This is a genomic window from Massilia sp. GCM10023247, from assembly GCF_042653325.1.
GTDB lineage: Bacteria > Pseudomonadota > Gammaproteobacteria > Burkholderiales > Burkholderiaceae_D > Telluria.
This window is the reverse complement of record NZ_JBHSIB010000004.1, coordinates 69,883-94,897: the sequence shown is the minus strand read 5'-3', so window position 1 is coordinate 94,897 and position 25,015 is coordinate 69,883. Positions and strand designations below refer to the sequence as shown.

The 25,015-nt window shown below is 66.4% G+C and carries 19 protein-coding genes; 3 read left to right on the top strand and 16 right to left on the bottom strand.

Annotation, left to right across the window (positions count from 1 at the left end):
- Positions 1–6: 6 nt before the first annotated feature.
- The 10 genes from ACFPAH_RS01335 to ACFPAH_RS01290 all read right to left on the bottom strand — a co-directional run bounded on the left by ACFPAH_RS01335 (position 7) and on the right by ACFPAH_RS01290 (position 13,157).
- The gene (locus ACFPAH_RS01335) at positions 7–1,542 is read right to left on the bottom strand and encodes a hypothetical protein (RefSeq protein WP_379739459.1); all 1,536 of its coding nucleotides are present in this window, start codon (positions 1,540–1,542) and stop codon (positions 7–9) included.
- Positions 1,539–3,539, bottom strand: a complete 2,001-nt coding sequence (locus ACFPAH_RS01330; RefSeq protein WP_379739456.1) for a DUF4175 family protein — start codon at positions 3,537–3,539, stop codon at positions 1,539–1,541. Before ACFPAH_RS01330 ends, ACFPAH_RS01335 begins: the two co-directional genes overlap by 4 nt.
- A complete protein-coding gene (locus ACFPAH_RS01325; RefSeq protein WP_379739453.1) occupies positions 3,523–4,506 on the bottom strand; it encodes a hypothetical protein in 984 nt (327 codons plus the stop codon). Before ACFPAH_RS01325 ends, ACFPAH_RS01330 begins: the two co-directional genes overlap by 17 nt.
- Positions 4,503–5,393, bottom strand: coding sequence for a DUF58 domain-containing protein (locus ACFPAH_RS01320; protein ID WP_379739451.1), 891 nt, complete (start codon positions 5,391–5,393; stop codon positions 4,503–4,505). The genes ACFPAH_RS01325 and ACFPAH_RS01320 overlap by 4 nt, the downstream gene beginning before the upstream one ends.
- Before the next feature lie 3 nt (positions 5,394–5,396).
- The gene (locus ACFPAH_RS01315) at positions 5,397–6,320 is read right to left on the bottom strand and encodes an AAA family ATPase (protein ID WP_379739504.1); all 924 of its coding nucleotides are present in this window, start codon (positions 6,318–6,320) and stop codon (positions 5,397–5,399) included.
- A gap of 81 nt (positions 6,321–6,401) precedes the next feature.
- On the bottom strand, positions 6,402–7,022 hold the full coding sequence (locus ACFPAH_RS01310; protein ID WP_379739448.1) for a DUF4159 domain-containing protein: 621 nt from the start codon (positions 7,020–7,022) through the stop codon (positions 6,402–6,404).
- Positions 7,022–8,359, bottom strand: coding sequence for a TldD/PmbA family protein (locus ACFPAH_RS01305; RefSeq protein ID WP_379739445.1), 1,338 nt, complete (start codon positions 8,357–8,359; stop codon positions 7,022–7,024). Before ACFPAH_RS01305 ends, ACFPAH_RS01310 begins: the two co-directional genes overlap by 1 nt.
- 9 nt (positions 8,360–8,368) lie before the next feature.
- Entirely contained in the window at positions 8,369–10,006 is a 1,638-nt protein-coding gene (locus ACFPAH_RS01300) for a TldD/PmbA family protein (protein WP_379739442.1), read from the bottom strand.
- 164 nt (positions 10,007–10,170) lie between these two features.
- Positions 10,171–11,505, bottom strand: coding sequence for a TldD/PmbA family protein (locus ACFPAH_RS01295; RefSeq protein ID WP_379739440.1), 1,335 nt, complete (start codon positions 11,503–11,505; stop codon positions 10,171–10,173).
- 14 nt (positions 11,506–11,519) lie between these two features.
- Positions 11,520–13,157, bottom strand: a complete 1,638-nt coding sequence (locus ACFPAH_RS01290; RefSeq protein ID WP_379739437.1) for a TldD/PmbA family protein — start codon at positions 13,155–13,157, stop codon at positions 11,520–11,522.
- A 360-nt stretch (positions 13,158–13,517) separates the two neighbouring features.
- Here ACFPAH_RS01290 and ACFPAH_RS01285 point away from each other — a divergent pair, with 360 nt between their 5' ends.
- Positions 13,518–14,306 (top strand): class I SAM-dependent methyltransferase, encoded by a 789-nt coding sequence (locus ACFPAH_RS01285; RefSeq protein WP_379739434.1) that lies wholly within the window; start codon positions 13,518–13,520, stop codon positions 14,304–14,306.
- 84 nt (positions 14,307–14,390) lie between these two features.
- On the opposite strand, the gene ACFPAH_RS01280 is transcribed toward ACFPAH_RS01285, so the two are convergent.
- The 3 genes from ACFPAH_RS01280 to ACFPAH_RS01270 all read right to left on the bottom strand — a co-directional run bounded on the left by ACFPAH_RS01280 (position 14,391) and on the right by ACFPAH_RS01270 (position 18,746).
- Positions 14,391–14,972 (bottom strand): PEP-CTERM sorting domain-containing protein, encoded by a 582-nt coding sequence (locus ACFPAH_RS01280; protein WP_379739431.1) that lies wholly within the window; start codon positions 14,970–14,972, stop codon positions 14,391–14,393.
- A gap of 267 nt (positions 14,973–15,239) precedes the next feature.
- Complete coding sequence (locus ACFPAH_RS01275) at positions 15,240–16,868, bottom strand: serine hydrolase (RefSeq protein WP_379739428.1); 1,629 nt, start codon at positions 16,866–16,868, stop codon at positions 15,240–15,242.
- A gap of 21 nt (positions 16,869–16,889) precedes the next feature.
- On the bottom strand, positions 16,890–18,746 hold the full coding sequence (locus tag ACFPAH_RS01270) for a M1 family metallopeptidase (RefSeq protein ID WP_379739425.1): 1,857 nt from the start codon (positions 18,744–18,746) through the stop codon (positions 16,890–16,892).
- Between the two features lie 154 nt (positions 18,747–18,900).
- Here ACFPAH_RS01270 and ACFPAH_RS01265 point away from each other — a divergent pair, with 154 nt between their 5' ends.
- On the top strand, positions 18,901–19,476 hold the full coding sequence (locus ACFPAH_RS01265) for a TMEM165/GDT1 family protein (RefSeq protein WP_379739422.1): 576 nt from the start codon (positions 18,901–18,903) through the stop codon (positions 19,474–19,476).
- Between the two features lie 139 nt (positions 19,477–19,615).
- Here the strand turns inward: ACFPAH_RS01265 and ACFPAH_RS01260 are convergent, their stop codons facing one another.
- Both ACFPAH_RS01260 and ACFPAH_RS01255 read right to left on the bottom strand, forming a co-directional pair.
- Positions 19,616–20,575: a PfkB family carbohydrate kinase gene (locus tag ACFPAH_RS01260; protein WP_379739419.1), complete on the bottom strand. Its 960-nt coding sequence runs from the start codon at positions 20,573–20,575 to the stop codon at positions 19,616–19,618.
- Positions 20,572–21,186, bottom strand: coding sequence for a glutathione S-transferase C-terminal domain-containing protein (locus ACFPAH_RS01255; RefSeq protein WP_379739416.1), 615 nt, complete (start codon positions 21,184–21,186; stop codon positions 20,572–20,574). The genes ACFPAH_RS01260 and ACFPAH_RS01255 overlap by 4 nt, the downstream gene beginning before the upstream one ends.
- 146 nt (positions 21,187–21,332) lie before the next feature.
- On the opposite strand from ACFPAH_RS01255, the gene purB reads away from it, so the two are divergent.
- A complete protein-coding gene (gene purB / locus ACFPAH_RS01250) occupies positions 21,333–22,712 on the top strand; it encodes an adenylosuccinate lyase (protein WP_379739413.1) in 1,380 nt (459 codons plus the stop codon).
- Positions 22,713–22,949: 237 nt separating this feature from the next.
- On the opposite strand, the gene ACFPAH_RS01245 is transcribed toward purB, so the two are convergent.
- A complete protein-coding gene (locus ACFPAH_RS01245; RefSeq protein WP_379739410.1) occupies positions 22,950–24,920 on the bottom strand; it encodes a TonB-dependent receptor plug domain-containing protein in 1,971 nt (656 codons plus the stop codon).
- Positions 24,921–25,015 lie beyond the last annotated feature (95 nt).

Below are 25,015 nucleotides of genomic sequence, written 5' to 3'. Positions count from 1 at the left end.
AGCGCCTCAGCGCCGCTCGCGCCACCACAAGCCCAGCATGGCCAGCACGAACAGCACGGCGAACGGCCAGGGATCGAGCATCCGCTCCGATGGCGCGCCTGGTACAGGCGTGCGCGCCGCATAGCGGCGGGTGGCGTCGCGCCGCTCGGCGGCCTGCCACAGCGGCCAGTCGCCTGGAGCATGCACGTACACCTGCCCCGTGACCGGCTGGGACTGCGGTTTCTCCCCCTGGGTCTGCATGTGCAGCCAGCCGGCCCGTTTCGGCCACACCGCCACGCAGGACGCATCGACCCGGTCGCTGCGGCGCTGCCAGGCCAGGGTCTGGCCGAGCTCGGGGAAGCTCACGTTACCGCGCACCCCCTGGGCGCAGACTTCGAGGCGCTGGCCGGGCAGCGGCATCTCGGCCGGGGCCAGCCAGCGCACCGCTTCGATCCGCTCGACGCCGAGCGTATCGAGCACGCCCTGCCACCACAGCGCCAGTGCGCGCGGTTCGCCGATCGCATGGCGGTGCCAGTCGGCCACGCCCAGCCAGCCGATGCGGCCCTTGCCCCAGTCGCGCGCCCACACCGCAGCGTCGGACCCGAGCCAGGCCCCGGCCCGGCGCGCGGCCGGGTTGAGCGGCGCCAGCGGCAAGGGCAGCGGCCCGCCGCTCAGGCGCTCGGCCGGCTGCCCCTGCAGGTTCAGGGCGACGGTGCGCGACCACACGGCGGCATCGTTGGCATTGCCGGCCAATACCAGCAGCGCGGCGCCCTGCCCGACCTGCTCCAGCAAGGCCGAACGGGCGCCCGCGGAGGCGCGCTCGAACCAGGCGGCATCGACCACCAGCAGATCCGGCTTGTCGATTTTTTCGCGCGCCGTTTCGCTGCGGGTGACGGTCTTGCCGAGGGCGACCTGCCAGTCGATCACGGCGCGGCTGTGCGCCAGCACCTCGTTCAGGACGCGCAGGTCGAAGGACGGCGCGCCGAAGCGGCCGCGCACCGTCAATGGCCGGGATTCTTCGACCACGACCGGCACCGGCCCCTCGGCCAGCACGGCGTTTTTTTCTCCCAGCAGGCGCGCCCTGAGTTCCAGGGTTTCCGCCAGCGGCGGCAGCCAGGTCACCGTCAAGTCGCCGCTGCCGGCCGTTTCGGCCAGCACCTGGCCGTTTTCGGCCAGCAGTTGCAGGCGCGCCGGCGTCTTGCTGCTCCGTTGCACCGTGAGCGCGAACATGCGGCCCAGCGGCAGGCGGCGCGGGAAATCGAGGCGCAGGGTGTCGGTGGCCGGCGCGGTCCACGCCAGCGGCCGTGCCGGCAGATCCTGCCACTGGGCGGCGCGCAAGCCGTCGCCGGCGAGCGTCAGCGCGCGCACCCCAGTCAACGAAGCGGGCGGCCGGGCGGCGTCGATCGCCAGCGTGCGGCCGGCGTCCCCGGGCAGCGGCACGCCCCCGGCCAGCAGCGCCAGCGCGGTCGCGGCGAGCGCCGCCAGCACGGCGTCGAACCAGCGGCGGCGCCACAGGTAGAGCAGCACGCTTGCCGCTCCAATGAGGGCGATGGCGATCGTCATTTGCCCGCTCCTTCGCGCCAGGCCCGCGTAAACGGCGTGTGCACGGCCGGTGTTGCCTGCAGCAGCACCGGCGCCTCGGCAATGCCGGCGCGCAGCCAGGCGCGCAGGGCCGGACGGCAGCGCAGGCAGCCGTCGGCGACGTCCTGGATCGCGCGCTGGGCGCCGAGCCGTTGCTCGTCGTTCGCCAGGCGCTCGCGCACCCAGTCGTGGGCGGTGCGCGTCCACAGGGCCGGCAGCGGGCCTTCGCTCGACAGGCTTGCTACCAGTTCGCGCAGCGGCGCCGGAATCGCCTCCCCCGCGCCGCTTTGTTCGCGCCCGTAGCTGGCCGCGCCAAGGACGTCGCCCGTCATGCGGATCTCCTCCTTGATCGGCGGCGGCACGAAGGCGGTCTTGTGCAGGTAGATGCGGTCGGCCTGCTGCAGCTCCTTGATCGCCTCGAGCGCCTTGTGTTCGGGCGCGAGCGCGCTCTTCGGGTTGATCGCGCGCAGCGCCTTTTCGGCCTCCCACATCGCCACCAGCGCGCGGCGCAGGATGGTCTTGGTTTTTTCGTCGTACAGCGTCGCGTTCTCGGCTTCGTCGTGGGCGTGCCCGTACTGGTGCAGGATGTCCTGGGTGCCGCCCGCTTTGCCGTGCTCCTCATGCTCGCCTTCGTGCTCGTCACCGTGCTCTTCTCCGCCGAACAGCGTCGATTCCTCGCCCAGGAACTGGCCGTAGCGGCGCCGCAGCTGGCCCTGGTCGGCGGCGATCGTTTCGCTGCGCTCGCGCACTTCGCCAGGAGGGATGCGGGTCGACTTCATGTCGGCGATCAGCTGCTCGGTGTCGATGATGATCTGGCGCTGGCTGCGCAGGCTCTGGGGTTTGACCAGCATCGGCATGGCCGCCGTTTCCTCGTCGTCCTCCTGTTCGGGCGCCGGCAGGCGCAGCGTGTAGGTGGCCGATTGCACCGTGTGCGGACGCGCCGCGTTATCGACGGCGCGGACAAAGAAGTACAGCTCGTCGCCCGGCTCCATGCCGAGCTCAGTCAAGGTCCAGGTCTTGCTCCAGTTGCGCACCTTCGGGTCGTTCGAGGCCGGCAACGGCATTTCACGGTCGGTGAACTTGATGTTTTCCCCGCTGCCGCGCGCCAGCGTCAGGTGCAGCGTGGCACGGCGCACGGCGTAGTCGTCGCGCACGCTGATCGCCATCGCGGCCGTGGTCGCGCCTTCTTTCAGTTCGTGGATCATCTGGGTCGGCTTCGAAATCGTGATCAGCGGCGCGGCGTCCGGCGTGACGCGCAGCAGCCAGCGCGTGCCGCGCCAGCGCCAGAACAGCGATTCGGTGACCACCAGCGCGGCGCATTGATCGCCGACGCGCAGGCTGCGGCCGTCGCTCAGTTCCAGCGTGGTGCTGCCGGCAGCCGGATTTTTGAGGCACCATTCGACGGTGCTGCCCTCGGGCAGGTCGATGTTGCGCGGCGCGCCGGCGCTGCGGGCCGCGCCGGTGTAGGCCGGCGGCGTGGCGCTCACCACCAGCTCCGGGATCACGGCCGCTTTGGCGGCCTGCACGCCGGGCGCCGCCGGCCGGGCCGTCGCTGCCGGCGCTTGGCCGAGCGACCAGACCACGGCCGCCAGGGCCAGCCAGGGCAGCAGCCAGAGCAGGCCGGTCTTGACGTGGGTGCGCACCACGCGCCGCACGGCGGCCGCGTCGAGCGCGCTGTCGAGCCGCGCCAGCAGGCGCCGGCGCTGCAATGCCGCTAGCGGCGTGTCGGCCGCGGCCTCGTCCAGCAAGGCGCTGCTGTCTTCCAGTTCGGGCACGGCGGCGTCGAGCCAGGCGCTCCAGCCGTTCGCCACCTGCTGGCGCAGGCGCGCGCCGTCCCACATGCAAAAGGCCACCCAGGCCAGCAGGCCGGGCAGCAGGCGCAGCGACAGCCAGGGCAGCGTGCCCAGCACCCACAGCGGCAGGCGCCGCAACAGGGCCGCACGCCACAGGCGCCGCGCGATATCAGCGTCGCCGTGCATGAGTGAACATCCTCTCCAGAGCAAACAGGGCGACCAGCGCCATCGTCAATATGTCGCGCAGCGCGCCATCGGCGTGGGCCGCGGCCGGCGCCGCCGACGCCGCAAACTGTGCCGCAGGCGCCGTCCAGGCGACCGGTGCGTAGTGCAGGGCGCGCCAGGATTCCAGCAGCCGGCGCGCCGCCGCGGGATCGCCCGGCGGCCAGGCGTCTGACGTCCACACCCTTCCGCGCGCAGTGTCGGCGTAGCGGATGCCGTCGACGCTGTTCGCCTTTGCCAGTTCCGGGAACGCGGCCGCGTTGGTGACCCACCAGAGCGGCGCGCGCAGGGCCGCAGGCGGCGCGTCCGCCGTATCCCAGACGATCAATTCCGTCTTCGCCGTCGGCGCCGGCTCGACCAGCACGCGCAAAGGCTCGCCCGCGGCGGCGAACATGCGCCGCCATTCGGCTGCGCGCGCGCCGACGATGGCCACCCGCACCTCGCTGCGCGCGCTTGGGGCCGGCAGCGTGCGCAGGTCTACCGGCTGGCGGAACTGCGGCAAGGCGGCAGGCATCGGGATATCCCCGAGCACCAGCAGGCGCGCACCGGGCTCGAATTCGCGCTCGTGGGCACGAATCCAGGCCAGTGCCTCGGCAGCCGGCAAGGGCAGGCGCGTCGCCTGGGTGAACCCGGCCGCCTTGATTTCGCGCTCGGCCCATTCGGCGTCGGTCCCTTGCGCCAGCACCACCGTATTCCCGCGCCATGGCAAGACCGGGTCGGCCAGCCAGGCGATCGCGCAGGCCAGCAGCAGGCAGCGCAGGATCAGCAGGATGATCTCGGACCAGCGCCAGACCCGCATCTGCTTCGGTTCGGTGCGCGGCAGGAAGCGCGCGCTGGCGAGCGGCTCGGCTGTCAGCTGGACGCGCTTCTTGCGATGCCACCAGACCGGCAGCAGCAGGGTCGGCAGCGCCAGCCACCATAAACTATTCATCGGCGCCCTCCCTGCGACTGGCGCAGCCATTGTCTCAGCACCTCACCCGGCGCCTGCTCGATGCGCGCATGCACCAGCGGCACGTCGCTCGCGCGCAGGGCTGCCGTCACGGCGCCGAAATGGGTGTCGCGGTTGCGCAGATACGCTTCGCGCAGGTCGGCGCCGAAGCGGAATATGCCCCCTTCGTTTTCGGGATCGCGGTAGGCGGAAGCCGCATCGAAGCTGCCCGTGCATTCCGCTTCGGTCTGCAGGCAGGCGGCGCGCACGTCGTGGCGCATGTGGCGCAGGCGCACCAGCGCTTCCGATAACGGCGAAGGCCAGTCGAGGAAATCGGTGGCGGCAAAGATCAGCGACGGCGAGCCGGTGAAGCGCAGGCCCGAGCGCAGGGCCTCCGCGTCCGGCAGGCCGCCTGCCGCCTCGGCCTGGGTCAGCTTCGCCAGCACCCGCTGCAACTGGCGCGGGCCGCGCGCGGCGGGCACCAGGTGTACGCGGCCGTTATTCAGCACGGCCAGCCCGAAGGCATCGCCCTGGCGCTGGGCGATCGCCGCCACGCAGGCCAGCAGCGTGCGCGCATAGCCCAGCTTGTCGAGCCCGGGAATACTGCGGCTCGGCTCGGCCATCGAGGCGCTGGCATCGAGCACCAGCCACACCGCGACGTGGCTGTCGCGCTCGGCCTCGCGCACATAGTATCGGTCGGCGCGCGCGAGCAGCTTCCAGTCGACCCGGCGCCACTCGTCGCCCGGCGCATAGGCGCGGTACTCGGAGAACTCGACGCCGGAACCGCGTTCGCGGCCGGCGTGGACGCCCTGCCCCAGGCCCGCCAGCACGTGCCGGATGACGATCTCGAGCTTGGTCGTGTGCGCGATCAGCGCCGAACTAGCCAACATGAATCAATCGATCCTGATCTCGGTGCGGATCGCCTGCAGGATGTCGGCCATCGCCACGCCGTCCGCTTCGGCCTCGAAGTTGCGCAGCACGCGGTGCGCCAGCACCGGCAGCAGCATCGCCGCGATGTCGTCGCGCGTCACCGCGAGGCGCCCGGCCATCAGGGCGCGCGCCTTGGCCGCCAGCACCAGGGCCTGGCCGGCGCGCGGACCGGCGCCCCAGCCGACGTGTTTCTTGACCGCGGCGACCGTGGTCTCCGAGGGCCGGGTGGCGCGCACCATGCGTGTTGCATAGCGCACCAGGTGCTCGCCGATCGCGATGTCGCGCACCAGCTGCTGCAGGCGCAGCAGGGTGTTCAGGTCCATCGCCGGCTCGGCGTCCTGCAGGCCGGCATGGGTGGTCTTCGAGACCATCATGACTTCCTCGTCCTCGGTCGGATAGACGACGTCGATGCGCAGCAGGAAGCGGTCGAGCTGGGCTTCCGGCAGCGGATAGGTGCCGGCCTGCTCGATCGGGTTCTGCGTCGCCAGCACGAAGAAGGGGCGCGGCAGCATGTGGGTGTGGCCGGCAAAGGTCACCGAGCGCTCCTGCATCGCTTCGAGCAGCGCCGACTGGGTTTTAGGCGGGGCGCGGTTGATCTCGTCGGCCAGCAGCACCTGGGTGAACACGGGACCCGGCTGGAAGCGGAACGCGCGCTGGCGCGTGGCCTGGTCTTCTTCCAGGATTTCGGTGCCGACGATATCGGACGGCATCAGGTCGGGCGTAAACTGCACCCGGCGGAACTGCATGTCGGTGGCCTGCGCCAGCGATTTCACCAGCAGGGTTTTACCCAGCCCCGGCACACCTTCCACTAACGCGTGCCCGCCCGCCAGCAGGCAGGTCACCAGCAGATCGACGACCTCTTCCTGGCCGATGATCACGCGCGCCATGCTGCTTTTCAGCGCCCCTACTTTTGCCACCAGGCTTGCCACTTCCGACTCGCTCCAGCTTACTGTTCCATGTTCCGCCACTTAGGCTCCCAACGCATATTGAATGATGTTCACCGCGAAGCGGGTGTTGTCGACCGCCAGGAAGCGCTTGTTCCGGAAGTCGTAATCCCACTCGCAGCCGTAATCCTTGTTCGAGTACAGCACCCGCACCCGGCCGCCGATCTCGATCGCCTTCAGATATTCGTGCACCAGGTCGTCGCCCCAGCCGTTCAGTTCCACCGAGGTGTTCGGCGGGCCGTCGAATTTAAAGAAGCTCGAATACAGCGGATGATTATTTGGAATCTTGCGCAGCGCAGAAGCGCCGAAGATCTTCGCCATCTCGGCTTCGAAACTCTTGGCGAACAGGCCGTCGATGTCGTGGTTGCAGTCGTCGACAAAGACAAAACCGCCGCCGCGCACGTAGCGCTCGAAGTTCTTGCGCTCGGCTGGCGTGAACTGCACCAGCTTGTGCCCGGCCAGGTAGCAGAACGGGGACGCCAAGACCTTCGGGTCGGCCAACGCGATCATCCGCTCGGCCGGGTCCACGCGCAGCGTCGTGTACTCGACGAGCGAGTTGAGCACGTTGCTGGGCATCCGGATATCGACGTCCCAGTCCCCCGACTCGTACATGAGCCGGGTGAAATAGAAGTCATAGCGGGCCATTACACCGCATCGGACAGCGAAGTGAAATTAAAATCGCGCACCTTCATCGGCGGCAGCACCATCTGGTACGGCACTTCGTCGCCGCCGATGACGACCGGCTTGCCCAGCTCCTCGACGTTGTTCAGGATCGTGACCGGGCTTTCGTTGAAGCGGAAGTTCTTGATCGGGTACTTGATCTTGCCGTTCTCGACATAGAAAGTGCCGTCGCGCGTCAGGCCCGTCAGCAGCAGCGACTGCGGATCGACCATGCGGATGTACCAGGTGCGGGTGACGACCACGCCCTTCTTGGTCGACGCGATCAATTCGTCGAGCGACTTGGTGCCGCCGGCCATGATCATGTTGCCGTGGCCGGCGGTAGCCGCCACGCCCTTCTTCTGCGCCCAATAGCGCGAGTAGTCGAGCGAGGCGATGCGGCCGTTCTTGATGATGTCGGTGCGCTGGCGCGCCAGCATCGAGCCGCCGTCCCAGGGCGCGACCGGCACGTCCGGATTCCACGGATCGGCCCAGACGTTGATCTTCTCGTCGAACAGCTTGTCGCCGAGGCGGTTCTTGCCGCCGGCCTTGGTGAGAAAACTGCGGCCCTCGTCGGCGTCGCGCGCATCGAAACTGCCGAACATATTGCCCAGCACTTCGGAGGTCGCCGCCGGCTCGAGGATCACCGTGTAGCGGCCCGGTTCCAGCGCTTTCGCCTCGACCGAGCGCAGCGCCTTTTCGATCGCCACGCCGGCCGCTTCGCGCGCGTCGAAGCGGCTCGCGTCGACCGCCGAGCGCGTGACCCAGCCCGAGCCGCGCCCGTCTTCGGTGCGCACCGTGCAGGTGTAGGCGAGATCCGTCAGTTCCTGGAAGCCGAACACGCCGTTCGAGTTGGCGATCGCCTCGAAACGCTTGGCGTCGTTGAAGAAGCCGGCCGCGACCAGCCCCGCCTTTTTCGCCGCCTCGATGCTGTAGGCCGCGACCTGGGCGCGGTATTCTGGATCGATGTCGGCGGTGCTGCGGATAAAAGTCGGCGTCGGCTTGTATTCCTGCTTGCCCACGGCCGGCATGAACTCCGGGTTTTCCGGCGCCAGGCGCGCCAGCTCCTCGGCGCGGCGCACGGCTTTTTCGAGCGACTTGTCGTCGAACTCGTTCAGTTGCGCGACGCCGGCCTTCTTGCCGAAGGCGACGCGCACCGTCAGCGTCATGTTCTCGTTCAGGCCCGCGGTCGAGATGCTGTTGCGCGCGAAGCGCACGTTGCCCTCGCGCGCGCCGTTGATCGACACGCTGCACTCATCGGCCTTGGAGAACTTGACGACGCGCTCGCAGATGCGTTTTGCTTCTTCCTGGTTCAGCTGTTTCATCGTCTCTCCTTAACCGATCTTGCGAGCGGTATTGATCACATTGATGCCGTTGAAGCGGGTCGTGCTCGAGCCGTGCGAGACCGCGCTGACCTGGCTAGGCTGGCCCTTGCCGTCGAAGAAGGAACCGCCCATGCGCCAATCTCGCTCGTCGCAGATCGCGCTGCAGGCGTTCCAGAATTCCTGGGTGTTCGACTGGTACGCCACGTCTTCCAGGGGATTGGTGATCTTGCCGTTCCTGATCTCGTAGAAGGTGGTGCCGCCGAACTGGAAGTTGTAGCGCTGCTGGTCGATCGAGTAGGAACCGCGGCCGACGATATAAATGCCCTTCTTGACGTCGGCCACCATCTCGTCCGGGGTCAGGCGCGCCTTGCCGGGCGCCATCGACACGTTCGGCATGCGCTGGAACTGCACGCTGCTCCACGAGTCGGCGTACGAGCAGCCGTGCGATTCCTTCTCGCCGATGATGTGGGCCTGGTCGCGCGTGGCCTGGTAGTTGACCAGGACGCCGTCCCTGATGATGTCCCACTGCTTGGCGCGCACGCCCTCGTCGTCGTAGCCGATCAGGCCGAGCGAGGTCGGCGCGGTGCGGTCTGCGATGAAGTTCACGCGATCCGAGCCGAACTTGAATTTTTTCGATTGCCACTTGTCGAGCGTGGCGAAACTTGTCCCGGCGTAATTCGCCTCATAGCCAAGCACGCGGTCCAGTTCCGTCGGGTGGCCGACGGCTTCGTGGATGGTCAGGAACAGGTGTTCCGGCGCCAGCACCAGGTCGTACTTGCCCGGCTCGACCGATTTTGCGGACAGCTTTTCCCGTGCCTGCTTGCCGGCCAGGCGCGCGTCCTCGATCACGTCGTACGACTTGGTGTAGAGCGTGGTGACGCCGCCGGCGGCGCGCACCTTGTGCTCGGGACGCGGGTCGAAATATTCGTAGCCCATGCTGACCGGCGCACCGAGGCCGCCGCGCGAGCGGAATTTACCCGTCGCCTTGTCGACGGCGGTGGCGTTGATCGGTGCCCACAGGCGGTGGATATCCTGGTCGATGTAGGAGCCGTCGGTCGACGCGAAATACTTTTGCTGGTTAATCTGGAACAGGTTCGCCGTCATGAAGCTGGCGCCGGCCTCCAGGCCCGCCTTGTTGGCGGCGATCAGCATGTCCGCCTTTTCCTTGACCGGGACGGCGCGCCAGTCCTTCTTGAACGGCGTGGCCCAGGCCACCTCGCCCACGCCTTTCACCGGGGCCAGCTGCACCGGCTCGGTCTGCAGCTTGGCATTGGCTTTGGCGATCGCCACGGCCTGGCGCGCGGCAGCGGCCACGGCGTCCGGGTTCATGCTGTTGGTGGCGGCAAACCCGTAGGCGCCGCCCGCGATCACGCGCACTCCCACGCCGGTCGATTCCGTATTCGTGATGTTCTCGACGTTCAGGTCGCGCGTCGTGATGAACTGGTTCAGGTAGCGGCCGATGCGCACGTCGCAGTACGAGGCGCCGGCCTTGGTGGCGGCGTTCAGGGCCGCGTCGGCGAGCGTCTTTTTGAAGCTCGTCGCCATCGGATTGAGGAGGTCTTCGGCCGCGATCGCGTTGCCGAATACCGGGACCAGCATGGCGCCCGCCGTGCCGGCGCCGATTTTTAAGAAGTGACGTCGTTCCATTTTGTCTCCGTTGCCGCGGTTTCAATCATCACACGGCGTTTCCACGTAGGGTGGACGGGTCTCCCGTCCACGCGTTCAACCCATGTTTGCATGGCCACCTACGTGTTTCGACATGCATGCGTGCGTTGAACGCGTGGACGGCGGAGCCGTCCACCCTACGATCATCAAACTGCGTCCGACAGCGAGGTGAAATTAAAATCGCGCACCTTCATCGCCGGCACCACCATCGGGTTCGGGCCCTCGTCACCGCCGAGCACCACCGACTGGCCGATTTCCTCGATGTTGTTGAGCATCGAGACCGGGCTTTCGTTGAAGCGGAAGTTCTTGATCGGGTGCTTGATCTTGCCGTTCTCGACGTAGAAGGTGCCGTCGCGGGTCAGGCCGGTCAGGGCCACCGATTGCGGGTCGACCATGCGGATGTACCAGGTACGGGTGACCAGCACGCCCTTCTTGGTGTTGGCGATCAGCTCCATCGTCGTCTTGTCGGTGCCGCCCATGATGAAGTTGCCCGGGGTGCCGATGGCGCGCTTGTTCTTCTGCTTGGCCCAGTACTGCGAGTACTGCAGGTCGGCCACGCGGCCGTCCTTGATCCAGTGCTGGCGCTCGCGCGGCAGCATGTTCTGGTCCCACGGCAGCACCGGCGCCAGCGGGTCCCAGGGGTCGGACCAGATGTTGACCTGCTGGTCGAACAGCTTGTCGCCGACGCGGTTCAGGCCGCCCTGCTTGGACAGGAAGCTGCGGCCCTCGTCGGTGTTGCGCGCATTGAAGCCGCTCATCATGAAGTTCATCAGGTCGTTGGTGGCGGCCGGTTCCAGGATCACGGTGTAGCGGCCCGGTTCCAGCGCCTTGGCGTCGACCGAACGCAGCGCCTTTTCGATGGCGACGTCGGCCGCTTCGCGCGGGTCGAAGCGCGCCAGGTCGCGCGCCGAGCGGCGCACCCAGCCCGAACCGCGGCCGTCTTCGGTGCGGATGGTGCAGGTGAAGTCGAGCGAGGTCGAGGCCTGGTGGCCGAACACGCCGTTCGAGTTGGCCACCGTCTGGAACGAGGTGGTGTCGGTCAGGAAGCCGGCGCTGACCAGGCCCTTCTTGCGGCAGGCCTCGATCGCGTAGGCGGCGGCCTGGGCGCGGATCTCGGGGTCGATGTCGGCGGTCTTCTGGACGAACGTATTGGACGCCTTGTACTGCTGCTTGGCGACGGCCGGCATGAACTCCGGATTTTCCGGCGCCAGGCGCGCCAGGTCCTCGGCGCGGCGCACGGCCTTTTCCAGCGACTTGTCGTCGAACTCGTTGATGCTGGCCGTGCCCTGGCGCTTGCCGAAGGCGACCCGCACCGTCAGGGTGGTGTCGTCGGTCAGGCCGGCGGTGGAGACGGCGTTGCGCGCGAAGCGGATGTTGCCGGCGCGTTCACCGCCGATGCTGACGATGCACTCGTCGGCCTTCGAGAGCGACAGCACGCGGTCGCAGATGCGTTTGGTTTGTTCCTGGTTCAAGATGGTCATGAGTGTTCCCTGCCTTAGCCGATCTTGCGAGCGGTGTTGATCACGTTGATGCCGTTGAAGCGCGCGGTCGAGGAGCCGTGCGAGACGATGCTGATCTGCGGCGGCTGTCCTTTGCCGTCGAAGAACGAGCCGCCCATGCGCCAGTCGCTCTGGTCGCAGATGCCGGCGCAGGCCGTCCAGAATTCCTGGGTGTTGGCCTGGTAGGCCACGTCTTCCAGCATCTCGCCGATCTTGCCGTCCTTGATTTCGTAGAACAGCTGGCCGCCGAACTGGAAGTTGTAGCGCTGCTGGTCAATCGAGAACGAGCCGTCGCCGACGATGTAGATGCCCTTCTTGATGCCCTTGACCATGTCGTCCGGGCTCATCTTCTTCTTGCCGGCCGCCAGCGAGACGTTCGGCATGCGCTGGAACTGCACATTGCTCCACGAGTCGGCGTACGAGCAGCCGTGCGATTCCTTCTCGCCGATGATGTGGGCCTGGTCGCGCGTGGCCTGGTAGTTGACCAGGATGCCGTCCTTGATGATGTCCCACTGCTTGGTCCGGACGCCTTCGTCGTCGTAGCCGACCGCGCCCAGCGAGCCTTTCGTGACCTTGTCCGCGTACAGGTTGACGATCTCCGAGCCGTACTTGAATTTCTTGGTTTCCCACTTGTCGAGCGTCGCAAAACTGGTGCCGGCGTAGTTGGCTTCGTAGCCGAGCACGCGGTCCAGTTCCGTCGGGTGGCCGACCGATTCGTGGATGGTCAGGAACAGGTGTTCCGGCGACAGCATCAGGTCGTACTTGCCCGGGGTGACCGATTTCGCGGTGAGTTTACGCTTGGCGTCGCGGCCGGCAGCGCGGGCGTCGCCGATCATGTCGTAGGAGTCCGTGTACAGGGTGGCGACGCCGCCGGCGGCCTTGATCTTGTGCTCGGGACGGGCGTCGAGGTATTCGTAACCCATGCCGACCGGGGCGCCGAGCGCCTGGCGCGAGCGGAACTTGCCGCTGGCCTTGTCGACTGCCGTCGCGGTGAATGGCGCCCACAGGCGGTGCAGGTCCTGGTCGATATAGGAGCCGTCGGTCGAAGCAAAATATTTTTGCTGGTTCACCTGGAACAGCATCGACTGCATGAAGTTCGCGCCGCCGTCCATGCCGGCTTTATTGGCGGCGATCAAGAGGTCGGCCTTGTCCTTGATCGGCACCGTGCGCCAGTCCTTCTTGTACGGCGTCGCCCACGACACTTCGCCGACGCCTTTCACGGGCGCCAGGCGCACCGGCTCGGTCTGCAGCTTGGCGTTGGCCTTGGCGATGGCCACGGCCTGGCGCGCCGCGTTGGCGATGCCGTCCGGGGTCATGTCCGAGGTGGCGGCAAAGCCGTAGGCGCCGTTGCAGATCACGCGCACGCCGACGCCGGCCGATTCGGTGTTGACGACATTCTCGACATTCAAGTCACGCGTGGTCACGAACTGGTTCAGGTAGCGGCCGATGCGCACGTCGCAGTAGCTGGCGCCGGCCTTGGTGGCGGCGTTCAGCGCGGTGTCGGCAAGCGCCTTCTTGGCGGCGACCGCCATCGGATTGAGCAGTTCCTCGGCGGCGATGGCTCGCCCGGCGACCGGGATGAGCATCGTTCCGAATGCCAGGGTACTGATGTTGAGAAAGGTACGACGTTCCATGGTGTCTCCTGAATTCAACCTGCTTCTTGGGGGCGGCGCGTACACGGGCACTGCCGCGTATGTATATGTAGAACTCCGATGCCATCGGGAACAAACTGAATGGCAAACCGCTAAACATTAGCAGCAACTCAAGATTTTGAATAGGCAATCTTTGTACCAGCTCAAAGTAGTAAATACATACTTGTGGTAAGCCGCTGACAGTGCGATTCGTTCGCGTGAGCAGCCCTTGTCCGGAAGCTGTCCGATCTGTCCGCGCGGACACTTTCGGACAGCTCAGGCATGGTGCATACGCGACTTCGCTTGACTACGCCTGTTGCTTGTTCGATCATCGGGCGCGACCCAACAACGAACGGAGACTTTATGAAACGACTGATCCTGGCCGCCTTGCTGGCATGCAGTGCTGCAGGCGCCGTGCAGGCCGACGACGCCCTGAAAGCCGTCATCGCCGGCGAGCACCGCGTGGACAACGCCAAGCGCGACCAATGGCGCCATCCGTACGAAACCCTGACTTTCTTCGGCATCAAGCCGACCATGACGGTGGTCGAGCTGGTGCCCTCCGGCGGCTGGTACACCGAGATCCTGGCGCCCTACCTGCGCGACAAGGGCAAGCTGATCGGCGCCGGCCAGGCGATCGAGCCGGGCAAGCGCTATGGCGAGGCCTTCAAGAAGAAGCTCGACTCGAATCCTGCCCTGTACGGCAAGGTCGTCACCAGCGTCTTCGAGCCGCCAAGCCGTTATGAGATCGCGCCGCCGAACAGCGTCGACATGGTGCTCACCTTCCGCAACCTGCACAACTGGGTCGGCTTCGGCGACGAGGCAGTCAAGACCACCTTCAAGGAAATCCACAAGGTGCTCAAACCGGGCGGCGTGCTGGGCGTGGTCGACCACCGCCTGCCGGCCACCATGAAGCAGGACGAGAAGGCATCGAGCGGCTATGTGCACGAAGCCTATGTAATCAAGATGGCCGAGAGCGCCGGCTTCAAGCTGGCCGGCAAGTCCGAGGTCAACGCCAACCCGAAGGACACGGCAAACCACGAAAAAGGCGTCTGGACGCTGCCTCCGGTGCTGGCCAACAAGGACAAGGACCGGGAGAAGCTCATGGCGATCGGCGAGAGCGACCGCATGACCCTGAAATTCGTGAAGCAGTAAACCGTTTCGCGGCAAGAGAAATGAAAACGGCCCGGTGATCACCGGGCCGTTTTATTTGATGGGCATCGCGCCCTCGAGCGTGGCTCAGGCGCGGCGGCGGCGCGCTGCCAGGAAGCCCAGCATGCCCAGGCCCAGCAGGGCGGCCGATGCAGGCTCCGGAACGTCGACTGGCGGTACGACGACGACAGGCTCGTTGAAGTTGGCGTACAGATGGGCGCCGGTGACGAAGAAGTCGCCGGAACGGCTCCTCAGCGCAACATTGGCGTTCAGCAGGCCATCGGCTTTCAGGTCATTCAAGGCCTCGACCAGGTCAATCCTGACCGTGGTGACGGTATTACCGTTTGGCACATTATTATTGCCGGCCGGCTCCAGCTTCTGCATATCGGCGCCAGTACCGACCGAGATCGTGTACTGCTCGTTATTCTGGCCCATGCCAGGATCGTTCAGGAAAACGTTGAGGTAGGCCTCGAAGATGTCCGACGAGCTGACACCCCAGCCAGCCAGCAGGCTGGTCAGGTTGAAGTTAAAACCGAAGGAATTGGTGGCCGTGATCTTGACGGGAGACGCCAACAACTGCTCCTGGTCGATGGTGATGACGTTGGCATTGGCAGCACCGACAGCCAGCGAGCACAGCGCGGCAACAAGCATTTTCTTAACGATTTTCATTTTTATTTCCCTTGAGTTTAGGACTGTTCTGTATTCAGCAATCAGGCGGGATGGTTTTATGCGATCCGCGTAGGGTGATAAGCAGATTCCATGCCACAAGGAAAATTTCGTTTCAAATCATTACGTTAGTAAATATCGTGTTCTGCCAAGAATCGGCTGTGTAAAAATTGTCGACAAATCAATAATTGTTTCATTTGTGAAATTTCACAAATGGCCGGCCCAGTTGACCCGGCAGCGCTGCTACCGGATCAACTGGGCCAGGCTCGCTTAGGTGGACTTCTGCTTTACCGGCGTGAACAGCAGGTCGTGGAAGTCGTAGCTGAAGTCGGTCTCGGTGGATACCGCCTTCATCTTGACGTGCTCGATGCTGCCGTCGTGGTCGAGCGCGAAGGTGACGTAGGCGTCGGCATTGAAGTTGCGCTCCTTCCAGCGCACGATAAAGGTGTCGTGCTGGAAGTGCTCCATCTCGCCGGTGAGATCCGGGGTGCGCGTGAACGACATGACCAGCTTGTTCCCCGGCCCGCGCTTGATCTGCATGGCGCCGTACCACGGGTCCTCGTACTGCCCTTCGTAGCCGGCCAGCGCCAGCGAGGGCTTCGAGGCGGCGGCGCGCGTGGTCGCGGCGCCCTTCAGGCGCGCCTTTTCCTTCTCGTGCGCCTCGTGCTCGAGGTCGGCGATCAGCTTGATCCAGTCGGTCGGGGCCGCGCCCGTCATGTACTGGTCGAGCAGGCGGTATTGCAGCGCGTTGAGCGCGCCGCCGCTTTCGGCATTGGTCAAGATCGCGATGCCCAGTTTCGATTCCGGCACCAGCAGCACGCGCGAATAAAAGCCCTGCAGCGCGCCGCCGTGCATGGCGATCAATTGCCCCTTGTAGTCGCGCAGCTGGAAGCCCAGGCCATAGGCGAAGAAGTTCGGCTTCGTGGCAGCCAGCGGCGGCTTCGGCGTGCCGATCTTCATCGGCGTCTGCGCGGTCCACATCTCGCGCGCCTGCGCCTCGCTCCACAGGCGCAGCTCCTTGCCGTCCGGCCCCTTGGCACCCTCGACGCGGCCGCCGTCGAGCAGCACCTTCATCCACCTGGCGATGTCTTCGGCATTCGTGTTGATGCCGACCGCGCCGACGGCGTTATCGACCGGCATCGACTTCACGGCGGCGATCTTGTCGTTGATCTTGCTGTGCGCGTGCGAGGCGTTCGGGTTGCCTGCGTTTTCGGCCAGGCTGGTGGTGGTCGTGTTCATGCCGACCGGTTTGAGGATGCGCTCGCGCACCGTGTCGCCCCAGGTTTTACCGGACTTTTGCGCGATGATCTTGCCGGCCACGATGTACAGCAGGTTGTCGTAGGCATAGCTGTTGCGAAAGCTCGTCGCCGGTTTCACGTAGCGCAGGCGCTCGATGATTTCGTCGGTGCTGAAATTCGTCGTCGGCCACCACAGCAGGTCGCCGGCGCCCAGCCCCAGGCCGCTGCGGTGCACGAGCAGGTCGCGCACCGTCATCTCGCGCGTCACGTAGGCGTCGTACATCTGGAAGTCCGGCAGGTGCTTGACGACCGGGTCGTCCCATTTCAGCTTGCCCTCGTCGACCAGCATCGCCAGCGCGGCGGCCGTGAACGCTTTCGAGTTGGAGGCGATCTCGAACAGGGTCTGGCCGTCGACTTTGGCCGGCGCGCCGAGTTGACGCACGCCGAAGCCGCGCGCGGCCACGACCTGCCCGTCCTTGACGACGGCAATCGCGATGCCGGGCACGTCGAAGGCCTGCATGACGCGGCTGACGTCCTGCTCCAGGTCGAATGCCGCGGCCTTTGCCGGGGCGGCCGCGGGCGCTGGCGCGGCTGGCGCAGCCGATACGTGGGCGCCGGCGGCGCTGAACGCGATCAGGATCGCGGCTGCAATGCGTTTCATGTGCTGCACTCTTCGGTTCCTTTACTGTTTGGCCATCTGTTTGTCGACACTGCCTTGGGTTTCGGGGTGGTAGCGCTCGCGCGCCGCCTTGTAGACGCTCTCGGCCCAGGCGCGGTCCTCCCCGTTGGCGCGCAGCGCCGTGTACAGCGGCACCACGAACTTCTGCCGGCCCACGCTCATCAGGAATGCCTGCAGCTGCGGGCGGATCTCGCGGTAGCCGGCATGCACGGCCGCGCGGTAGAAGCGGAAGGCCACTTCGTTGTTGCGGGTGCTGGCCAGGCCGAAGGCGGCGTCGAGCTCCTTCAGGCGCTGCGCGTCGGCCTTGTTGTCGATGTCGTTCAAGAACTTCATCCACTCGGTGGCGGTCCAGGTCTTCGTGTCGAGCTGGGCGGTGGCCAGGCTGCCCTTGAGCCAGGCGGCCGTGGTCGCGTCCAGCGCGACCAGGCGCTGCGACTTCGCATACTGCGCGCTGGCCGGGATGCCCGGACCGTACAGCCATTCGTCGAGCTCGGCGTCGCTCATCACCTGCGGATGCTTTGCCAGCAGGTTGGTGCGCAGGTAGGCAACGAACTGGTCGGTGGTGACGCTCTGGAAGGCGTGGCTGTCGAACCAGCCGCGCAGGAATGGGTCGAACACGGCGCGCCCGGCGCGCTGCTCCAGGGTGCGCAGCAGCCAGGCGCCTTTCGGATAGGCCAGGCCTTCGTCGGTATAGGTGCCGGAACCGGTGTCGGGGTCGCGCGTGACGAGGGCCTGTTTTTCTTTCGGCAGGTCCTTGAGCGACTCGATCGCCTCTTCCTGCTCGAGCTGCAGGTTCATGGTCGCCACCTCCTCGCCGTACAGCGCCTCGAGGATGCGGGTCGTCACGTAGGTAGTAAACCCTTCGTTGAGCCACCAGTGCTTCCAGGAGGCGTTGGTCACCAGGTTGCCCGACCAGCTATGCGCCAGTTCGTGCGCGATCAGGTCGACCAGGCTGCGGTCGCCCGCGATCATGGTCGGCGTCAGGAAGGTCAGGCGCGGGTTTTCCATGCCGCCGATCGGGAACGAAGGCGGCAGCACCAGCATGTCGTAACGTCCCCAGCGATACGGGCCGTACAGCGATTCGGCGGCGGCCACCATCTTTTCGGTGTCGGCCAGCTCGTAGGCGGCGGCGTCGATGCGCCCCGGCTCGGCGTAGACGCCGGTGCGCCCGCCGAGCGTGCGCGCTTCCAGTTCGCCGATGCCGATCGCCAGCAGGTAGGACGGAATCGGCTGCGGCATCTTGAACTTCCAGCCTCCCTTGCCGGTCGCCTGCGGGTCGTTATCGGCGCTCATCACGACGCGCAGCCCCTGCGGCGCCTCGATCCGGGCGCTGTAGGTGAAGCGCACCGAGGGCGTGTCCTGCACCGGCACCCAGGAACGGGCGTTGATCGATTGCGACTGGCTGAACATGAAGGGGCGCTTGCCCGACAGCGTCTGCGCCGGCGTCAGCCACTGCAGGGCGCTGGCGGTGGGCGCGGTGCGGTAGTGGATGCGCACCTTCGGTGCCTGCTTGTGCAGGTGGATGTGCAGCGCCTGGCCCTTCTCCTGGTCGAACGCGTCGAGTTTGTACTTGACCGGCGCCCAGCGTCCGAGCGCGTCGACCGCTTCGACCTTCGAGATCGTCAGTTCGCGCGTGTCGAGGTCGAGCCGGCGCGCCGACTTGTCGAGCCAGTCGAGCGTCAGCTCGGCATGGCCGGCCAGGGTCTTTTTCGTGAAATCGGCTTTCAGGTCGAGGTGCAGGGCACTCGTCCTGACCTGGTCGTAGTTCGCATAACTCAAGGGGTCGAGCGCGAACGCCGCGCTGCTTGAGAAGCCGAGGATGGCGCAGGCGCTGGCGCGCAGGAGGGTGCTGGTGTTCATATATAGGGTAGGCAGGCTGAGCGGAAGGCGCGAGCAGAATAGCACTTTCAGGATGGGCTTGAAAGCGCCTGCGGCGCAGGCAGACCGGCGTACTGCGGCCGGCCCGACTCTGCTATGATCCGCGCTTTTCCGCTTTTACCCTCCTCGCACCCTTATGGATGCCTTTCTTGTCGCAACCGGCATCGTCGCCCTCGCTGAAATCGGCGACAAGACGCAGCTCCTCGCCTTCCTCCTCGCAGCCCGCTTTCGCCGGCCGCTGCCGATCGTGCTCGGCATCTTTGTCGCCACCCTGCTGAACCACGCCTTCGCGGCCGCCGTCGGCGCCCTCGTCAGCGAGCTGCTGGGGCCATCGGTGATGCGCTGGGTGCTCGGCCTGTCCTTCCTGGCGATGGCGATCTGGACCATGATCCCCGACGAGATCGACGAGACCGAGGCCGCGCTGGCCAGGTTCGGCGTGTTCATGACGACCCTGATCGCCTTCTTCGTCGCCGAAATGGGCGACAAGACGCAAGTGGCCACCGTGGCCCTGGCCGCGCGCTACGGCGAGATGGCGATGGTCGTCGCCGGCACCACGCTCGGCATGATGCTGGCGAACGTGCCGGCCGTGTATTTCGGCGAGCGCATCGCGGGCAAGGTGCCGCTGGCGCTGGTGCACGGGATCGCGGCGTTCATTTTCCTCGGCCTGGGGATCGCGACGCTGCTGGGCGCGGGCGAAGGTTTTGGGTTGTAGACACGGCGTGTCCGTGCGTGGGCTGGTTGAACGCGTGGGCGGGAGACCCGCCCACCCTACTCATAGAAGATGGCGTAGGGTGGGCGGCTTCGCCGCTCACGCGTTCAACCGGTATCGAAAACACCGCAACGCCCGGCACTTACCGCCAGCGCGCCATCCACTTGTCGTAAAACCCCAGGTCGCGCGGCACGGCGCCGGGAATGGCGCAGATCGCGCCGGCGAATTCGTTGGCGCGCGCCAGCGTCAGCTCGAGCGGCCAGGCGCGCGCGCGGCCCAGCAGGAAGATGGCCGAGAAGGCGTCGCCCGCGCCCACGGTATCGATCACGAACGGCGGCGCCGGCGCGTCGCGGGTGTCGATGGTGCTGCCGTCGGCGCCGAAATAGATGGAACCGCGGTGCCCGAGGGTGACGATCAGCGCCTGCAGCCCGAACATCTGGAGCAGCGCGCGGCAGGCGGAGCGCGCCTCGTCGGCCGTCATCGGCGGATCGTTCGGGCCGAGCTGGAAGCGGGTCTGGAACAGGAACTGCAGCTCGTCTTCGTTGAGCTTGGCGATGTCGGCCGCGTGCAGCGCGTCGGCGATGGTGCGCTCGTCGACCTGGCCGTCGCGCAGGTTGAGGTCGAGGAAGCGGGTCGCCGTGGTGCTCGAGAGCAGGGCCTTGAGGGTGCCGCGCGAACGCTCGCCGCGCTGGGCCAGCGTGCCGAAGTACAGGGCGCCGGGCGCGGCGCCGAGCGCGGCCAGCGCCGCCAGCGCCTCGTCGCGGCCGATGTAGTCGTAGGCCTGGTTGGGCACGATGACGAAGCGGTGCCCTTTCGGCGTGCGCTCGACCAGCACGCGGCCGGTTTCCTCGATCGTGTCTACCTGCAGGCCGGCCTGCGACATGGCAAAGCGCTCGAACTCGGCGCGGATGGTGTCGCCGTTGTGGTCGGTGCCGACGCGGGTGACCATCAGTTGCGGCGCCATGAAGGCGGCCAGGTGGCGCGCCACGTTGAAGGGCGCGCCGCCGACGATTTGCTCGGTGGCGAAATCGTCGACCAGGGCCTCGCCGAAGACCACGGTCGCCGCCGTGGCGCCCGCCTCGCTCACCCGGGAGGCGCTCATGCTTCGAACGGGACGGTGTCCTTGAAGGAGGCGCGCTCGGCCAGCTTGTCGTGCAACCTGGCCAGGTTCGGGTAGTCGTCGCGCCAGCCGATGTCGGGGAAGCGGAACGCGAGCCAGCCCAGCGTGCAGCCGACGGCGACGTCGGCCAGCGTGTACGACTTGCCCATGCAGAAAGGCTGCTCGCCGAGTTTTTCGGCCATCACGGCCAGGCCCGCGTGCACCTTGCCGAGCTGGCGCGCGATCCATTCCGGGCTTTGCTGCTCCGGCGGGCGCAGCGTCTTTTCCAGGCGCGCCAGGATGGCGGCATCGAGCACGCCGTCGGCCAGCGCTTCCCAGACCTTCACGTCGGCGCGGTCGCGCCCGTTCGGCGGCAACAGCTTGCACACCGGCGTGAGGGTGTCGAGGTATTCGGCGATCACGCGCGAGTCAAACAGGGCGCTGCCGTCTTCCATTACCAGGCAGGGCACCTTGCCCAGCGGGTTGGAGCGCGGCACTTGCGTCTCGGCGCTCCAGACGTTATCGAGCTCGAACGAATAGTCGAGCTTCTTCTCCGCCATCACGACGCGGACCTTGCGCACATACGGACTGGTGTTCGAACCGATGAGTTTCATAGCTGCTCGCAAAGGGGGATTTATTATGAGTATAGCATCGACCCGGCCGCCGAATCCGGCCGCGCCGGTCCGTTTCAATCTACCCCCGACAAGGGCGCCGGACGCCCACGGTGGTAAAATCCGCGTTTTTGCACGGACCGCCCGCCATGACCGCTACCGCCCCACTTTCCTCCCTGTCGGCCCTGTCGCCGCTCGACGGCCGCTATGCCGCCAAGACCGACAAGCTGCGCCCGATCCTGTCCGAAGCCGGCTTCATGCACCATCGCGTGATGGTCGAGATCGCCTGGCTGCAAGCCCTGGCCCAGGCCGGGTTTGACGAGATCAAGCCGTTCTCCAGCGAGGCGAGCGCTCACCTCGACAAGATCGCGGCGAATTTCGGCGAGACCGACGCCGCGCGCATCAAGGAAATCGAGGCGGTCACCAACCACGACGTCAAGGCGGTCGAGTACTGGCTGAAGGAGCAAGTCAAGGATGTGCCGGAACTGGTGGCGGCCTCCGAGTTCATCCACTTCGGCTGCACCTCGGAAGACATCAACAACACCTCGCACGGCATGATGCTCAAAGCCGCGCGCGATACCGTGATGCTGCCGGCTTTACAAAACATCGTCGCCAAGCTGACCGAGATCGCCCACACCAACGCGGCGCTGCCGATGCTCTCGCGCACCCACGGCCAGACCGCCAGCCCGACCACCCTCGGCAAGGAATTCGCCAACGTCGTGGCCCGCCTGCAGCGCGCCGTGAAACGCATCGCCGATGTCGAGATCCTCGGCAAGATGAACGGCGCGGTCGGCAACTACAATGCCCACCTGTCGGCCTACCCCGGCTTCGACTGGCCGGCCTTCTCGAAGGACGTGATCGAGTCGCGGCTTGGCTTGACCTTCAATCCGTACACCATCCAGATCGAGCCGCACGACTACATGGCCGAGATGTTCGACGCGATTGCCCGCGCCAACACCATCCTGCTCGACCTCAACCGCGACATCTGGACCTATGTCTCGCTGGGCTACTTCAAGCAGAAGCTGAAGGCAGGCGAAATCGGTTCGTCGACCATGCCGCACAAGGTCAACCCGATCGACTTCGAGAATTCGGAAGGCAACCTGGGCCTGGCCAACGCCGTGCTGCGCCACATGGCCGAGAAGCTGCCGGTCTCGCGCATGCAGCGCGACCTGACCGACTCGACCGTCCTGCGCAACATCGGCGTCGGCTTCGGCTACGCGCTGCTGGCCTACGACAGCTGCTTGCGCGGCCTGAACAAGCTGGAAGTGAATGCCGCCCGCCTCGAGCAGGACCTGGACGCGAACTGGGAAGTGCTGGCCGAGCCGGTGCAGACGGTGATGCGCCGCTACGGCATCGAGAACCCTTACGAACAGCTCAAGGAACTGACCCGCGGCAAGGGCATCACCCGTGCAGCGCTGCAGGAATTCATCGGCAAGCTGGCCATCCCGCAGGATGCCAAGGACCTGCTGCTGGCGATGACGCCGGCCAATTACACGGGTATCGCAGCGGAGCTGGCGAAGGCGATTTAATTTCGTCGAGACGCCGCAGTCAAAAAAAAAGCCCGCGCCAGCAATGGCGCGGGCTTTTTTGTAGGGTGGACGGCTATACCCGGGAACTTGCATTGACGCGGCTTATGCGCCGCCCACGCGTTCAACGCACAGTCAACAATCACGGTGCATCCCGGCACCCGATGGTTGAACGCGTGGACGGCGTGAAAGGCGCAGCCTCTCACCCGACCGGGTATAGCCGTCCACCCTACGCCCCCCTCAGTTCTGCCAGACCATCTTGACCGCCACGGTACGCGGCGCCTCCGAGCGCGTCGCGATGGAGCCGTATTCCGGGTGGCTGCCGTTCAGGTTCATCGCCGCGACCGACAGCTCCAGCCCGCGCCGGACGCGCCAGCCGAAACGCGCGTCGACCGCCGTATAGGCCGGCACGGGGCCGATATCGAGCGCCCCCACCTTGCGCACGGCAAGCTCCACGTCGCGCGCCGCGTCGATGCTGTAATGCGAGCGCAGCTGCAGGCTGTGCGAGGGGTCGAAGCCGGCGCGCAGGGCGCCGGCGGCATCGTTGCTGCCGGGTTGCAGGTGGAAACGCTCGCGCATCGCCGTCAGCCCGCCCGACAGGCGCCATGATTTCGTGGCCTGGTAACTGCCCCACATCTCGATGCCGAGCGCGTGGCCGTCCAGCAGGTTCGCGAAACGCACCATGGTGCGGCTCGGCGCCAGCTCCTGGGTGCGCAGGTGGTCGTAATCGTTGTAGAACAGCGTGGCCGAATAGGACAGGCGCGGCAGCGGCTGGCCGCGATAGCCCAGTTCGAACACCTTGGCCACCTCCGAACGCACGCCATTGCCGCCGTCGAGGACGTAGGGAGGACGCCCCGGGATGTAGGCGTCGGCATCCAGGCGCGACGGCGCGCGCACTGCGCGCGAGGCGGCCGCCCAGACGGCGTGGCCCGGCGCCACGCTCCACGACAGGCGCGCGCTCGGCAGGAATTCGTAGCCGGTGTAGTCGTTGCGCTCGGCGCGCGCGCCGAGCGTGGCGCGCAGCGTGGGGGTGAGCGCGATCTCGTCCTGCGCAAACAGGCTGAGCCAGGTCTGGTTCAGGCGCTCCGGCAGGAAGGCGACGTACTCGCTGCCCTGCACCCGGTCCCAGCTGTGGCGCAGGTTCGCGCCCCAGGCGAGGCTGTGCGCGCCCCTCGTTGCCAGCGTGTGCTGGAACTGCAGGTCGACGATATCGAGCGATTCGGTAAAGGTCGGCGGCACCTCGCGCCGGGTATAGTCGTAATACATCTGGAGGTTGAGGGTGCCGCCATCCTGCAGCGCATGCAACCAGTCGGCGGTCAGGTTGACGCCCTCGGTATCGATCGTGCCCAGCTGCGGATCGGTGCCGCCGACACTGATCAAGCCCGGCTTCGGCTGCGCGAAGCTGCCGCGGTTGGCGTTGCCGTTCAGGGTAAAACGGTCGGCACCGCGCTCCCAGTCGGCGCGGAAACCGACCTGCCCCGCGTGCCAGGCATCGTCGACCGGCGCGCCGCCGGCCAGTTCCGTGTGCGAGCGCGCCCGCGCCTTGCCGTAGACGCGCCAGTTGGCGTCTCCCTCGCGCCCGCCCTGGCGGAACGCGACATCGGCGCCGTCGTTGGCGCCGCGCAGCACAGCCAGGCTGCCCTGGGTATCGTGGGCCGCGCGGGTGGTGATGTTGATGACGCCATTGACCGCGTTCACGCCCCACAGGGTGCCGCCCGGGCCGCTGATGACTTCGATGCGCTCGATGTCTTCCAGCATCAGGTCCTGCACGTCCCAGAACACGCCGGAAAACAGCGGCGTGTAGACCGAGCGTCCGTCGACCAGCACCAGCAGCTTGTTCGGGGCACTGTTGCCGCCGCCATTCAGGCCGCGCGCCGTGATCGCGTACGAGGGGCCGTTCGCCTGCGCCACCTGGAGGTTGGGCGCGAGCCGCAGCGCGTCCGGCAAGCTCGCGGCACCGGAGCGGCGGATGTCGTCGGCGGTAATCACGAACACCGACGCAGGCGCCGCGAGCAGGCGTTCGGGCCGCTTCGATACCGATGTCACCTCGATGTTGGCCAGTTCCTCGATCGACAAATCGGCAAAATCGGCAACTTGCGGGTGGTCGGGCTGGACCGTTGCCGCAGCCGTAGCCGACGCGGCAGCCAATGCGCAACCGAGCAGCAAGGCCACACGGTGCAGGCGCGGCCGCCTTCGATAACAGTTGTACATACGATTCCTCGACACGGGGCGAACAGGCTCGCCATGGTTTTCAGGACGCGCTCGCTTGTTTGAATTTTACATTCCGCGTCGCTTGCGCCTGTGCA